Here is a 14239-nt window from a genome sequence, read left to right as displayed (position 1 = left end):
CCGACGCGCTGCCGCCGGTGATCGCCGTCGAGCGGCCACGCAACCCAGAGCACGGCGATTACGCCAGCAATCTGGCGCTGCAGGTCGCCAAGAAGGTCGGCGCCAACCCCCGCGAGCTGGCCGGATGGCTGGCCGACGCACTAGCCCAGGCCGACGGCATCACCTCGGCGGAGGTGGCTGGACCCGGCTTCATCAACCTGCGGCTGGACGCCTCGGCGCAGGGCCGGATCGTCAACAACGTCATCGACGCCGGCCACACCTACGGCAACTCCGACACCCAGGCCGGCCATAACATCAACCTCGAGTTCGTCTCGGCCAACCCGACCGGACCCATCCACATCGGTGGCACCCGCTGGGCGGCCGTTGGCGATGCGCTGGGCCGGCTGCTCACCACGCAGGGCGCAGACGTGGTGCGCGAGTACTACTTCAACGACCACGGCGCCCAGATCGACCGGTTCGCCAACTCGCTGATCGCCGCCGCCAAGGGCGAGCCCACCCCGGAAGGCGGCTACGCGGGCAGCTACATCGCCGACATCGCCGCCCAAGTCCTGCAGCAGGCACCGAACGCGCTGAGCCAGCCCGACGCCGAACAGCACGAGATGTTCCGGCGGATCGGCGTCGACTTGATGTTCACCCACATCAAGAAATCGCTGCACGACTTCGGTGTCGACTTCGACGTCTACACCCACGAGGAGTCGATGCACACCAGCGGCCGCGTCGAGCAGGCGATCGCACGATTACGCGAGAACGGCAACATCTACGAGAAGGACGGCGCAACCTGGTTACGCACCAGTGCTTTTGGTGATGACAAGGACCGCGTCGTGATCAAGAGCGACGGCAAGCACGCTTACATCGCCGGCGATCTCGCCTATTACCTGGACAAGCGCGGGCGCGGTTTCGACCTGTGCATCTACATGCTCGGCGCCGACCACCACGGCTACATCTCCCGACTGAAGGCTGCGGCCGAGGCATTCGGCGACGACCCGGCCTCCGTTGAGGTGCTCATCGGCCAGATGGTCAACCTGGTCCGCGACGGGCAGCCGGTGAAGATGAGCAAGCGGGCCGGCACGGTGATCACGCTCGACGATCTGGTCGAGGCGATCGGTGTCGACGCCGCGCGCTATAGCCTGATCCGGTCGTCGGTGGACACCCCGATCGATATCGACCTCGCGCTGTGGTCGTCGGCGTCCAACGAAAACCCGGTCTATTACGTGCAATACGCGCACGCCCGGCTCTCCGCGCTGGCCCGCAACGCCGCCGAGCTGGGCCTGATCCCCGACACCGGCCACCTCGATTTGCTCACCCATGACAAGGAGGGCGCGCTGATTCGTAACCTGGGCGAGTTCCCCAGGGTGCTGAAAACCGCGGCCGGACTGCGTGAACCGCACCGGGTGTGCCGTTACCTCGAAGACCTTGCCGGCGACTACCACCGGTTCTACGACTCATGCCGGGTATTGCCGCAAGGCGACGAGGCGCCCAACGAACTGCACACCGCTCGGCTGGCGTTGTGCCAGGCGACCCGCCAGGTGATCGCCAACGGGCTGGCCATCCTTGGTGTCAGCGCGCCGGAGCGAATGTGAACGCGCACCCGGCCGGACCCCGGCACGCCGAAGAATTCCACCACTCGGGCGTTCCGCCATGCCCATCGAGCACCCACGAATTGCTGGAGTTGGCCCCGAACGTGTGGCCGCGCAACGCCGTTCGCGACGACGACGGAATCGTCAGCGTTGCCGGTGTGTCGCTGACGTCGCTCGCCCAGGAATACGGCACCCCGCTGTTCGTGATCGACGAAGACGACTTCCGGTCGCGGTGCCGCGAAATTGCGGCCGCATTCGGCGGCGGCGCCAACGTGCACTATGCCGGAAAGGCCTTCCTGTCCAGCGAAATAGCACGCTGGATCGACGAGGAAGGGCTGTCACTGGACGTCTGCACCGGCGGCGAACTCGCGGTCGCACTGCACGCTGACTTCCCGCCCGAACGTATCGCGTTGCACGGCAACAACAAATCCCCCGCCGAGCTGACCGCTGCCGTCAAGGCCGGCATCGCTCATGTCGTCGTCGACTCGATGATCGAGATCGAGCGCCTCGACGCCATCGCCGGCGAGGGGGGCATCGTCCAGGATGTGCTGGTACGCGTCACCGTCGGCGTCGAGGCGCACACCCACGAGTTCATCTCCACCGCCCACGAAGACCAGAAGTTCGGGTTGTCGCTGGCCAACGGCACGGCGATGAACGCGGTTCGGCGGGTGTTCGCCAGCGATCACCTCCGACTGGTGGGCCTGCACAGCCACATCGGCTCGCAGATCTTCGACGTCGGAGGCTTCGAAATCGCCGCGCACCGCGTGATCGGTCTGCTGCGCGACGTCGTCGCCGAGTTCGGCGTCGAGAAGACCTCGCAGATCGCCACCGTCGACCTCGGTGGCGGCCTTGGCATCTCGTACCTACCCAACGACGATCCACCACCTGTGGGCGAACTTGCCGACAAGCTCAGCGGCATCGTGCGCAACGAGTCCGCGGCGGTGGGTTTGCCGGTTCCGCGACTCGTGGTCGAACCCGGGCGCGCCATCGCCGGACCCGGGACCATCACGCTTTACGAGGTTGGCACCGTCAAAGACGTCGGCGTCAGCGCAACGGCGCACCGACGTTACGTCAGCGTGGACGGCGGCATGAGCGACAACATCCGCACCTCGCTGTACGGCGCCGATTACGACGTGCGTCTGGTCTCCCGCGCCACCGAAGCGGCGCCGACGATCGCTCGTATCGTCGGAAAGCATTGCGAGAGTGGCGATATCGTGGTTCGCGATACCTGGGTGCCCGATGACATCACGCCGGGCGATCTGGTTGCGGTGGCCGCAACCGGCGCCTACTGCTATTCGTTGTCGAGCCGTTACAACCTGATCGGTCGCCCCGCAGTGGTGGCTGTGCGTGATGGACGGGCCCGTCTGATTCTGCGCAGGGAGACGGTCGACGATCTGTTGAGTCTGGAAGTCAGGTGAAGCGTGAGCCGCGCTGACGATGCGGAACGCAGTGATGAGGAGGAGTGGCGCGCATGAGCAGCGATGAAAAGCCGGTCGGTGTAGCGGTATTGGGGCTGGGCAATGTCGGCAGTGAGGTTGTTCGCATCATCGAGGAGAGCGCTGACGACCTCGCCGCCCGGGTCGGCGCGCCACTGATACTGCGCGGCATCGGCGTACGCCGGGTAGCCGACGACCGCGGTGTGCCCGTCGACCTGCTCACTGACGACATCGACAAGCTCGTCTCCCGCGACGACGTCGACATCGTGATCGAAGTGATGGGGCCGGTCGAGCCGTCGCGCAAAGCGATCCTGTCCGCGCTCGAGCATGGTAAGTCGGTGGTGACGGCGAACAAGGCTCTGCTGTCGGTCTCCACCGGAGAGTTGGCGGAGGCCGCCGAAAACGCCCACGTGGACTTGTATTTCGAGGCCGCCGTGGCCGGCGCGATTCCGGTGATCCGCCCACTGACCCAGTCGCTGGCCGGCGACACGGTGCAGCGGGTGGCCGGCATCGTCAACGGCACCACCAACTACATCCTGTCCGAAATGGACAGCACCGGTGCCGACTACAAGTCGGCTCTGGCCGACGCGAGCGCGCTCGGCTACGCCGAAGCCGACCCCACCGCCGACGTCGAAGGCTTCGACGCCGCGGCGAAGGCCGCCATCCTGGCGTCCATCGCCTTCCACACCCGGGTGACCGCCGACGACGTCTATCGCGAAGGCATCACCAAGATCAGGCCGGAAGATTTCGTGACGGCACGCGCATTGGGCTGCACGATCAAACTGCTGTCGATCTGCGAGCGGATCACCACCGACGATGGGCAACAGCGAGTTTCGGCTCGGGTCTACCCCGCGCTGGTGCCGCTGGAGCACCCGCTCGCGACGGTCAACGGCGCCTTCAACGCCGTAGTGGTCGAGGCTGAGGCCGCGGGCAGGCTGATGTTCTACGGCCAGGGGGCCGGTGGAGCGCCGACCGCTTCTGCGGTGGCCGGCGATCTGGTGATGGCAGCCCGTAACCGGGTACTGGGCAGCCGTGCGCCCAAAGAGTCCAAGTACGCTCAGCTGCCGGTCGCCCCGATGGGCGTGATCGAGACTCGCTATTACGTCAGCATGGACGTCGCGGACAAGCCCGGTGTATTGGCCACGGTCGCGGCCGAATTCGCCAAGCGCGAAGTCAGCATCGCCGAAGTCCGTCAAGAGGGTGTGGTGGGTGAAGGCGGACGCCGCGTCGGCGCTCGCGTCGTCGTGGTGACCCACACCGCCACCGACGCCGCCCTGTCCGAAACCGTTGACGCACTGGCCGAACTCGACGTGGTGCAAGGTGTGGCCAGCGTCCTGCGGCTGGAAGGAACCAACGTATGAGTTCGTCCAAGGCCGCCATCCATCAGCGGTGGCCCGGTCTTATCGAGGCTTACCGGGACCGGTTGCCGGTCGGCGACGACTGGGTTCCCGTCACGCTGTTCGAGGGCGGCACACCGCTGATTCCCGCGCCCCGACTGTCGGCGAAGACCGGGTGCACGGTGCATCTCAAGGTCGAGGGCCTCAATCCCACCGGCTCTTTCAAGGACCGCGGCATGACAATGGCTGTCACCGACGCGGTGGCCCGCGGCCAGCAGGCGGTGATGTGCGCATCGACGGGGAACACGTCGGCGTCGGCGGCCGCGTATGCGGCCCGCGCCGGCATCACCTGCGCGGTGCTGATCCCGCAGGGCAAGATCGCGATGGGCAAGCTTGCGCAGGCCGTCATGCACGGCGCCAAGATCATTCAGATCGACGGCAACTTCGACGACTGCTTGGAGGTCGCCCGCAAGATCGTCGCCGATTTCCCGACGATCGCGTTGGTCAACTCGGTCAACCCGGTTCGCATCGAGGGCCAGAAGACGGCGGCGTTCGAGATCGTCGACGTATTGGGTTATGCACCCGACATTCATGCCCTGCCGGTCGGCAACGCGGGCAACATCACGGCGTACTGGAAGGGCTACACCGAGTACCACGCTGACGGTGTGATCGACAAGCTGCCGCGCATGCTGGGCACCCAGGCCGCCGGCGCGGCGCCGTTGGTGTCCGGCGAACCGGTGCGCAATCCCGAGACCATCGCCACCGCGATCCGCATCGGCTCGCCGGCGTCGTGGGGGCCCGCGGTCGCGGCGCAGCAACAGTCCAACGGGCGTTTCCTGGCCGCCACCGATGACGAGATTCTCGCCGCGTATCACCTGGTGGCGGGTGCCGAGGGCGTCTTCGTCGAGCCGGCTTCGGCGGCCAGCATCGCGGGTCTGCTCAAATCCGTCGACGACGGCTGGGTCAAGCCCGGATCGACCGTGGTCTGTACGGTGACCGGGAACGGCTTGAAGGATCCCGACACCGCGCTGCGGGACATGCCGACGCCTGCACCGGTTCCCGTCGACCCGGTCGCCGTCGTCGCGAAGTTGGGGTTGGTCTAGTGCTTGCTCCCGGGCTGCTGGCCAGTTCGGTGGTCGCGGCCTCCAGTGCCAACCTGGGCCCGGGCTTCGACAGTCTCGGGCTGGCATTGAGTCTCTATGACGAAATCATAGTCGAGACAACCGATTCCGGGCTGGTCGTCGAGGTCGAGGGAGAGGGCGCCGGGGAGCTGCTGCTCGACTCGGGCCATCTGGTGGTCCGCGCCGTCGAGCACGGGCTGAAGGCCGCCGGTGTCGGCGCGTCCGGCCTGAAAGTTCGGTGCCGCAACGCAATCCCACACTCCCGCGGGCTTGGGTCGTCGGCGGCGGCGGTCGTCGGCGGCCTTGCTGCGGTCAATGGTCTTCTCGCACAGGCGGGTTTGACACCGTTGAGCCAGCCCGAGCTGATTCAGTTGTCCTCGGAATTCGAAGGGCATCCCGACAACGCCGCCGCGGCTGTACTGGGTGGCGCGGTCGTCTCGTGGACCGACTCGGGCGTCGGCCCGCCGGCTTACTCGGCGGCGCCGCTGCGGCTGCATCCCGACATCCGCCTGTTCCCGGCCATTCCCACCGAACGCTCGTCGACGGTGGAGGCGCGAGTGCTGCTGCCTACCCAGGTCAGCCACGAGGACGCCCGTTTCAACGTCAGCCGTGCAGCGCTGCTGGTGGTGGCGCTCACCGAGCGGCCTGACCTGCTGATGGTCGCCACCGAAGACGTGCTCCACCAGCCGCACCGCGCGCCTGCGATGCCCTCGTCGGCGGAATTTCTGCGGCTACTGCGTCGTTACGACATGGCGGCTGTGCTTTCCGGCGCTGGTCCGGCGGTGATCGCGCTCAGTACGGCCGCCGATCTGCCTGCAGAGGTGCTCGACTACGCCGCTGCAAACGGGTTCACCGTCGGCGAAATGACGGCGGGCGACGGCGTACGCTGGAGTTCGGGAGTAGCAGTCCCCAGCTAGCGTCCACAGACGCGGCGGAGGGTCTTCTTGCTTCCGGCATCGAAGCAGGTTATCCTCGGAGCCGTCCAGCAATCGCAGCATCTGCATCTGCGTCGACACTAGGACGAATACCAAATTCTTCTCGTGGACGATGGTTCGCCATTGAAACCGCCATTCTTGGCAATCACCGTTGCAGAGTCGATCTTTGGCAGCACTCGGCGAATTGGCCGAATGCCACGAACCCCTGGCTTGATTCGATCAGCCAGGGAGAGAAAGGAAATCCGTGACTGATACGGACCTCGTTACGGCTGGCGACAGCACTGAAAATGACAAGCTGTCCAACCCCGTGACCCCAGATACTTCCAGCGAGAACGACGCCCAATCGAACGCGTCGGATGGCTCGCTGGCCACCATGGTGCTTCCCGAACTGCGCGCGCTGGCCAATCGGTCCGGCGTGAAGGGCACCTCGGGAATGCGCAAAAGCGAACTGATCGCCGCGATCCGGGAAACCCGTCGGGGCGGCCACGCCAACGGCGCGCCGCCCAACGGTGGCGCCGGCGGCGAATCAGAGAACAACCACGACACCAAGGCCGCCAACAACCACAGCGAATCCGCGGTCGAGGACGCACCGCGCACCGATTCCGGCGAGCGGCCATCCTCCGGTGACAACGCGGGGGAGCAGAACAATCGGAACGACAAGAAGCAACAGAACGAGAACGACAAGCCCGCCCGCGACCAGCAGGACAAGTCCGACGACCGCGAGTCGGACAAGGACTCCGACCGTGGTGACCGACAGAACTCCGGCGGACAACAGAACCGCGGCGGCTCGAACCAGAACCAGCAAGACGATGACGGTGACGGCCGCGGCGGTCGCCGAGGCCGCCGATTTCGGGAGCGCAGGCGTCGCGGCGATCGGCCGGGCGACGGTGGCGGCGGCGGTGACACTGAACTTCGCGAAGACGACGTCGTTCAGCCGGTCGCCGGCATCCTCGACGTGCTCGACAACTACGCGTTCGTGCGCACGTCCGGTTATCTCGCCGGCCCGCACGACGTCTACGTGTCGATGAACATGGTGCGTAAGAACGGCTTACGCCGCGGCGACGCGGTGACCGGCGCGGTGCGGGTGCCCAAGGACGGCGAACAGCCCAACCAGCGGCAGAAGTTCAACCCGTTGGTGCGCTTGGACACCATCAACGGTGGGCCGGTCGAAGACGCCAAGAAGCGTCCCGATTTCACCAAGTTGACGCCGTTGTACCCCAACCAGCGGCTGCGGCTGGAAACCACTCCGGACCTGCTGACCACACGGGTCATCGACCTGATCATGCCGATCGGCAAGGGCCAGCGCGCACTGATCGTGTCGCCGCCCAAGGCCGGTAAGACGATGATTCTGCAGAGCATCGCCAACGCGATCACTCAGAACAACCCGGAATGCCACCTGATGGTCGTGCTCATCGACGAGCGGCCTGAAGAGGTCACCGATATGACGCGTTCGGTCAAGGGTGAGGTCATCGCCTCGACGTTCGACCGGCCGCCGTCAGACCACACGTCGGTCGCCGAGTTGGCCATCGAGCGCGCCAAGCGACTCGTGGAACAGGGCAAAGACGTCGTCGTGCTGCTCGACTCGATCACCCGGCTGGGTCGCGCATACAACAACGCGTCGCCCGCGTCCGGCCGCATCCTGTCCGGTGGTGTCGACTCGACCGCGCTCTACCCGCCGAAGCGTTTCCTCGGCGCCGCCCGCAACATCGAGGAGGGCGGATCGTTGACGATTATCGCCACCGCGATGGTCGAGACGGGATCCACTGGTGACACAGTTATTTTCGAGGAGTTCAAGGGGACGGGTAACGCTGAGCTCAAGCTCGACCGCAAGATCTCCGAGCGTCGGGTGTTCCCCGCCGTCGACGTGAACCCATCGGGTACTCGTAAGGACGAATTGCTGCTGTCACCGGACGAGTTCTCGGTCGTGCACAAGCTGCGCCGCGTGCTGTCGGGCCTGGATTCGCACCAAGCAATCGACTTGTTGATGTCGCAACTGCGAAAGACCAAGAACAACTACGAGTTCCTGGTTCAGGTGTCCAAGACGACACCGGGCATGGACAACGACTAAACCGGCGATTAGCACACCGCCTCGGCGGGGCAACATCGCCCGTCCCGCTTTGCAGCCCACGCTGCGGCGGTAACCTGCGCCTGTCGTAAACGACGGGAAAGCGGTGAACCGTGGCGGACACTATCCAGCAGCTGCTTCGTACCCGCACGGGCGACTCCACGCCCGCGGTCAAATACGGCGATCGGGTATGGACCTGGCGTGAGCATCTAGCGGACGCCTCGGCATCCGCCGCCGCATTGATCGGCATCGCCGACCCCAAGCGCCCACTGCACGTCGGCGCGCTGCTGGGCAACACACCCGAGATGCTCACCGCGATGGCGGGGGCCGCACTCGGTGGCTACGTGTTGTGCGGCATCAACGACACCCGGCGCGGCGCGGCGCTGGCCAAAGACATCGTCCGCGCCGACTGCCAAATACTGCTCATCGATCCTGACCATCGCCCGCTGCTCGGCGGACTGGATCTGCCTGGAGTTCGCGTTCTGGACATCAGCGGCGACGAGTGGTCGGGTCTGCTCGCGGCGGCCGGCCCGCTGGTGCCGTATCGCGAGGTCGCCCCGACCGACACGCTCATGATGATCTTCACCTCGGGAACCAGCGGCGAGCCCAAAGCTGTCCAGATAACTCACCTGACCGTTATCTTCGCCGGCGCCAACCTGATCGGCCGTTTCGAGGTCGATTCGTCGGGTGTCTGCTACCTGTCGATGCCGCTCTTTCACTCCAACGCCCTGCTAGCCGGCTGGAGCGTGGCGGTCGGCTCCGGCTCGGCGATGGTGCCCGCAACCTTCTCCGCATCCGGTCTGCTGTCCGACCTACGCCGCTATGGCGCCACCTACATGAACTACGTCGGCAAGCCGTTGGCCTACGTGCTGGCCACTCCCGAGCAGCCCGACGACGCGGACAACCCGCTACTGGTCGCGTTCGGGAACGAGGCCAGCGACCGCGACATTGCCGAATTCAGTAGGCGTTTCGATTGCACGGTCTGGGACGGCTTCGGCTCCAGCGAAGGCGCGATCATCATCACCCGCGAGGACGGCTGCCCGCCCGGCTCACTGGGACAAGGGTTTCCGGGTGTCGGCATCTACAACTCCGAGACACTCGCCGAATGCGCGGTGGCGGAATTCGATGACCACGGCACACTGATCAACCCTGACGACGCGATTGGCGAGTTGTTCAACACTACCGGCGCAGGCCTGTTCGCCGGCTATTACAACGACAAGGAGGCCACCAACGCGCGCTTGCGGAACGGTATGTTCTGGTCCGGCGACCTGGCCTACCGCGACGCCGAGGGGTGGATCTACTTCGCCGGCCGCAGCGGCGACTGGTTGCGGGTCGACGGGGAGAACATGACGACCGCGCCCATCGAGCGCATCCTGCAGCGGCTGCCGGCAGTGAGCCAGGTCGCGGTGTACGCCGTACCCGATGAACAGGTGGGGGACCAGGTGATGGCGGCATTGGTGCTGGTGGGCGGCGCCAAACTGACGCCGGACGACTTCAGCCGATTTCTGGCGAGCCAGCCGGATCTTTCACCCAAGGCCTGGCCGCGGCACGTCTGGATCACCGACAGCCTGCCGAGTACCGCCACCAACAAGATCCTCAAACGGCAGCTGACCGCGCAGGGCAGCACCCCTGGCGGCGGTCTGTTGTGGACGCGGGTCGGCCGCGACACCAGTTACGCCGTCGTCGACCGTTCCAGCAAAGCCCAGGTCAGCGGGGGTTAGCGTCGGCGCCGCCCCGGGAATGCGCGGACGGTGGCAGGCGTTTAGGGACACAGCGGCTGAGCTGGCATAATCAACAGCCGAAGTTCAGGTTCCGGTTCACGTCCTTTCGATGACCAGCACATTGGGCGACCCGGCGACCGACTACTGAAGAGGACACCATGAAAGCTGACATTCATCCCGCCTACGGCGAGACCACCGTGGTCTGCGGTTGCGGAAACACATTCCAGACCCGCAGCACCAAGGAAAACGGCCACATCGTGGTCGAGGTCTGCTCACAATGCCACCCGTTCTACACGGGTAAACAGAAGATTCTGGACAGCGGTGGCCGGGTCGCTCGCTTCGAGCGGCGTTACGGCAAGCGCAAGGCCGGTGCCGAGAAGGAAGCCTCGGCCGACAAGTAGCACGATCGACGCCCGAACTGCCGCGTTCACCGCACAGGACGGGCGTCGTTTTGCGTTCGGAGTTGTCCCGATAGTGAGTCGGCTCGCGCGGGAAGGAGGAGCATGACTCAGGCGATTGACACGCTGGTGGCCGAGCATGCCGACCTCGAGCGTCAGCTGTCCGATCCCGAACTGCACAGCGATCCCGCTAACGCGCGCAAAGTCGGGCGCCGGTTCGCGCAACTGGCCCCGATTGTCGCCACCCACCGCCAGCTCACGTCGGCCCGCGGCGATCTGGAGACGGCACGCGAGCTCACCGTCGATGATGCGTCGTTCGCCGACGAGGTCACCGAGCTGGAAACCCGGGTCGACGAGTTGGAGACCAAGCTCAGCGACATGCTGGCGCCGCGTGACCCGCATGACGCCGATGATGTTGTCCTCGAGGTCAAATCCGGTGAGGGCGGCGAAGAATCGGCGCTCTTCGCCGCGGACCTGGCCAGGATGTACATCCGCTACGCCGAACGGCACGGCTGGAATGTGACGGTCCTGGACGAGACCTACTCGGATCTGGGTGGCTACAAAGACGCGACACTGACGATCGCCAGCAAGGGCGACTCGGCCGACGGTGTGTGGTCACGCCTGAAATTCGAAGGCGGCGTGCATCGCGTGCAGCGGGTACCGGTCACCGAATCCCAAGGCCGCGTACATACTTCGGCAGCGGGCGTGCTGGTCTATCCCGAGCCCGAAGAAGTGGGTGAGGTGCAGATCGAGGAGTCGGACCTGCGCATCGACGTCTACCGGTCGTCCGGCAAGGGCGGCCAGGGCGTCAACACCACCGACTCGGCGGTCCGAATCACCCACCTGCCCACCGGAATTGTCGTCACCTGCCAAAACGAGCGTTCGCAGCTGCAGAACAAGGCGCGCGCGATGCTGGTGCTCGCCGCCCGACTACAGGCGTTGGCCGAAGAACAGGCGTCCGCCGACGCGTCCGCGGACCGGGCCAGCCAGATCCGCACCGTGGACCGTAGCGAACGCATCCGGACCTACAACTTCCCGGAGAACCGGGTGACCGACCATCGCATCGGTTACAAGGCACACAACCTCGATCAACTTCTCGACGGCGACGCCGACGCGCTCTTCGACGCTCTGGCCGCCGCCGACAAGCAGTCCCGGCTGCAGCAGGCATGACAACTCGGCTGCGCTCCGCGATCGACTCCGCGGCGACGCTGCTCGCAGACGCTGGAATCGACTCCGCGCGTTACGACGCCGAGGAATTGGCGGCGCACTTCGCCGGCACCGAGCGCGGCCGGCTGGCACTGCTCGGCCCGCCCGACGACGCGTTCTTCGACCACTACAACGCAGCGGTTGCCGCGCGGTCCCGCCGCGTGCCATTGCAACATCTCACTGGCACCGCTGCGTTCGGGCCATTGACGCTGTCCGTCGGTCCCGGAGTTTTCATCCCGCGGCCGGAAACCGAGGCGATGCTGGAATGGGCGGTCGCGCAGACTCTTCCGGCCAAACCCGTCGTCGTCGACGTCTGCACCGGTTCGGGTGCCCTAGCTCTCGCGCTGGCCCGGCATTGGCCCGACGCGAGGGTGATCGGCCTCGACGACTCCGATGCCGCGCTTGATTACGCGCGCAGAAACGCCGCCGGCACCCCGGTGGAGTTCGTCCGCGCCGACGTCACCGACTCCGGTGTGCTGACCGAGCTGGACGGCCAGGTCGATCTGGTGGTGTCCAACCCGCCCTACGTGCCGGACGGCGCACAGCTCGAACCCGAAGTGACTGACCACGATCCGCCACACGCCGTGTTCGGGGGACCGGATGGCATGGCGGTGATTCCGTCAGTCGTCCGGCTCGCTGGCCGCTTATTGCGGCCCGGTGGCCTGTTCGCCATCGAGCACGACGACACCACATCTTCGATGACTGCTGAAACGATCAGCAGTACAGAGCTTTTCGACGATATGGTGGCCCGAACCGATCTGACCGGACGATCTCGATTCGTGACGGCCCGCGCGAAGGGCGCCCGTTGATGAGCAATGTCATCGACTGCACCGACCCCGAACAACGTTCTCGCGGAATCGCATCGGCGGCCGCGGCCGTCAAAAACGGTGGGCTGGTGGTTCTTCCGACCGACACGGTGTATGGCTTGGGCGCCGACGCTTTTGACAGCGCGGCGGTGGCCGCGCTGCTGGCCGCCAAGGGCCGGGGCCGCGACATGCCGGTTCCGGTGCTGGTCGGCTCGTGGCACACGATCGACGGCTTGGCCCTGTCGGTTTCCAAGGCGATGCGCGACCTGGTCCGCGCGTTCTGGCCCGGTGCGTTGAGTCTGGTGGTTCGGCAGGCGCCATCGGTGCAGTGGGATCTCGGCGACGCTCGGGGGACCGTGATGTTACGCATGCCGTTGCATCCCGTCGCGATCGAATTGCTGCGCGAGGTAGGGCCGATGGCGGTATCCAGCGCCAACGTGTCCGGCCGGCCGCCGGCGGTGGACGCGGAGAACGCCCGCGAGCAGTTGGGCGATCGTGTCGACGTCTATCTCGATGCCGGTCCGTCGGCCCAACAAGCCGCTTCGACGATCCTCGACTTGACCGGTCCGGAACCGCGCATCTTGCGAGCCGGCCCAGTCAGCGCCGCGGCTATCGCCGAGGTGCTCGGCCTGGATGCCGCGAGTTTGTCCGGCTGACCTGGTGGGCGCCTCAGTTCGATCTCAGGGCGGTGCATTACGGTTTTTCGGATGGTCAGCGGTGCCGACAACCTCGCCGGGGGTCTGCTCGCACTGGCTGATCGTGGCGCCGGTGTCCCGTTGCGTGAGCTCGCGCTCGTCGGTCTGACCGCCGCGATCATCACCTACTTCGTGACCGGACCGGTGCGAGTGATGGCGACCCGATTCGGCGCGGTGGCCTACCCGCGCGAACGCGATGTGCATGTGACGCCCACCCCACGGATGGGCGGCCTGGCGATGTACATCGGGGTCGTCGCGGCGGTGTTCCTCGCATCGCAGCTTCCGGCCCTCACCCGCGGCTTCGTCTACTCCACGGGCATGCCCGCGGTGGTGTGGGCGGGTGGGCTGATCATGGGCATCGGCCTGATCGACGACCGCTGGGGGCTCGATGCGCTGACGAAGTTCGCCGGCCAGATCACCGCGGCCAGCGTGCTGGTGACGATGGGGGTCGCCTGGAGCGTTCTCTACATCCCGTTGGGCGGGGTGGGGACCATCGTGCTGGACCAGGCGTCGTCGATCCTGCTCACGCTGGCGCTGACCGTGTCGATCGTCAACGCGATGAACTTCGTCGACGGTCTGGACGGGCTGGCCGCCGGACTAGGACTCATCACCGCGCTGGCGATCTGCATGTTCTCCGTCGGACTGCTGCGCGACCACGGCGGTGACGTGTTGTTCTACCCGCCCGCGGTCATCTCGGTGGTGCTGGCCGGCGCCTGTCTGGGCTTTTTGCCGCACAACTTCCATCCGGCCAAGATCTTCATGGGCGATTCCGGTTCGATGCTGATCGGCCTGATGCTGGCCGCGGCTTCCACGACGGCCGCGGGGCCGATCTCGCAGAACGCCTACGGTGCCCGCGATGTGTTTGCTCTGCTGTCGCCATTCCTTTTGGTTGTGGCGGTCATGTTCGTGCCGATGCTCGACTTGCTGCTGGCGATCGTGCGG

At 66.0% G+C, this 14239-nt stretch carries 12 protein-coding genes; all 12 read left to right on the top strand.

Going from position 1 to position 14239, the window contains the following annotated elements; translation table 11 throughout:
• A partial coding sequence (gene argS, locus WAN02_RS21835) for an arginine--tRNA ligase (protein WP_422266306.1) occupies nucleotides 1-1580 on the top strand: 1580 nt, incomplete at its 5' end.
• On the top strand, nucleotides 1577-2995 hold the full coding sequence (gene lysA / locus WAN02_RS21830) for a diaminopimelate decarboxylase (protein ID WP_422266305.1): 1419 nt from the start codon (nucleotides 1577-1579) through the stop codon (nucleotides 2993-2995). The genes argS and lysA, both read left to right, overlap by 4 nt.
• Before the next feature lie 53 nt (nucleotides 2996-3048).
• Nucleotides 3049-4374, top strand: coding sequence for a homoserine dehydrogenase (locus tag WAN02_RS21825; protein ID WP_422266304.1), 1326 nt, complete (start codon nucleotides 3049-3051; stop codon nucleotides 4372-4374).
• Nucleotides 4371-5453: a threonine synthase gene (gene thrC / locus WAN02_RS21820; protein ID WP_422266303.1), complete on the top strand. Its 1083-nt coding sequence runs from the start codon at nucleotides 4371-4373 to the stop codon at nucleotides 5451-5453. The genes WAN02_RS21825 and thrC overlap by 4 nt, the downstream gene beginning before the upstream one ends.
• Nucleotides 5453-6388 carry a homoserine kinase gene (thrB, locus tag WAN02_RS21815; protein WP_422266302.1) on the top strand — a complete coding sequence of 312 codons (936 nt, stop codon included), beginning with the start codon at nucleotides 5453-5455 and terminating at the stop codon, nucleotides 6386-6388. The genes thrC and thrB overlap by 1 nt, the downstream gene beginning before the upstream one ends.
• 313 nt (nucleotides 6389-6701) lie before the next feature.
• The gene (gene rho / locus WAN02_RS21810; RefSeq protein WP_422266307.1) at nucleotides 6702-8474 is read left to right on the top strand and encodes a transcription termination factor Rho; all 1773 of its coding nucleotides are present in this window, start codon (nucleotides 6702-6704) and stop codon (nucleotides 8472-8474) included.
• A gap of 110 nt (nucleotides 8475-8584) precedes the next feature.
• On the top strand, nucleotides 8585-10192 hold the full coding sequence (gene fadD1 / locus WAN02_RS21805) for a fatty-acid--CoA ligase FadD1 (RefSeq protein WP_422266301.1): 1608 nt from the start codon (nucleotides 8585-8587) through the stop codon (nucleotides 10190-10192).
• 158 nt (nucleotides 10193-10350) lie between these two features.
• Entirely contained in the window at nucleotides 10351-10593 is a 243-nt protein-coding gene (gene rpmE, locus WAN02_RS21800; protein ID WP_325686887.1) for a 50S ribosomal protein L31, read from the top strand.
• Between the two features lie 102 nt (nucleotides 10594-10695).
• Complete coding sequence (gene prfA / locus WAN02_RS21795; protein WP_422266300.1) at nucleotides 10696-11760, top strand: peptide chain release factor 1; 1065 nt, start codon at nucleotides 10696-10698, stop codon at nucleotides 11758-11760.
• Complete coding sequence (prmC, locus tag WAN02_RS21790; RefSeq protein WP_422266299.1) at nucleotides 11757-12605, top strand: peptide chain release factor N(5)-glutamine methyltransferase; 849 nt, start codon at nucleotides 11757-11759, stop codon at nucleotides 12603-12605. The genes prfA and prmC overlap by 4 nt, the downstream gene beginning before the upstream one ends.
• Entirely contained in the window at nucleotides 12605-13258 is a 654-nt protein-coding gene (locus WAN02_RS21785) for an L-threonylcarbamoyladenylate synthase (RefSeq protein ID WP_422266298.1), read from the top strand. Before prmC ends, WAN02_RS21785 begins: the two co-directional genes overlap by 1 nt.
• Nucleotides 13259-13309: 51 nt before the next feature.
• On the top strand, nucleotides 13310-14239 hold a 930-nt coding region (locus WAN02_RS21780; protein ID WP_422266297.1), incomplete at its 3' end, for an MraY family glycosyltransferase.

This window comes from Mycobacterium sp., assembly GCF_049281135.1.
Lineage (GTDB): Bacteria > Actinomycetota > Actinomycetes > Mycobacteriales > Mycobacteriaceae > Mycobacterium.
The sequence above is the reverse complement of the archived record's forward strand: the minus strand, read 5'-3'. Positions and strand labels throughout refer to the sequence as shown.

Coding starts and splice junctions, on each gene's coding strand:
- WAN02_RS21825 (WP_422266304.1), top strand. CDS start 3,049: ATGAGCAGCGATGAAAAGCCGGTCGGTGTAGCGGTATTGGGGCTGGGC.
- thrC (WP_422266303.1), top strand. CDS start 4,371: ATGAGTTCGTCCAAGGCCGCCATCCATCAGCGGTGGCCCGGTCTTATC.
- prmC (WP_422266299.1), top strand. CDS start 11,757: ATGACAACTCGGCTGCGCTCCGCGATCGACTCCGCGGCGACGCTGCTC.
- prfA (WP_422266300.1), top strand. CDS start 10,696: ATGACTCAGGCGATTGACACGCTGGTGGCCGAGCATGCCGACCTCGAG.
- rpmE (WP_325686887.1), top strand. CDS start 10,351: ATGAAAGCTGACATTCATCCCGCCTACGGCGAGACCACCGTGGTCTGC.
- WAN02_RS21785 (WP_422266298.1), top strand. CDS start 12,605: ATGAGCAATGTCATCGACTGCACCGACCCCGAACAACGTTCTCGCGGA.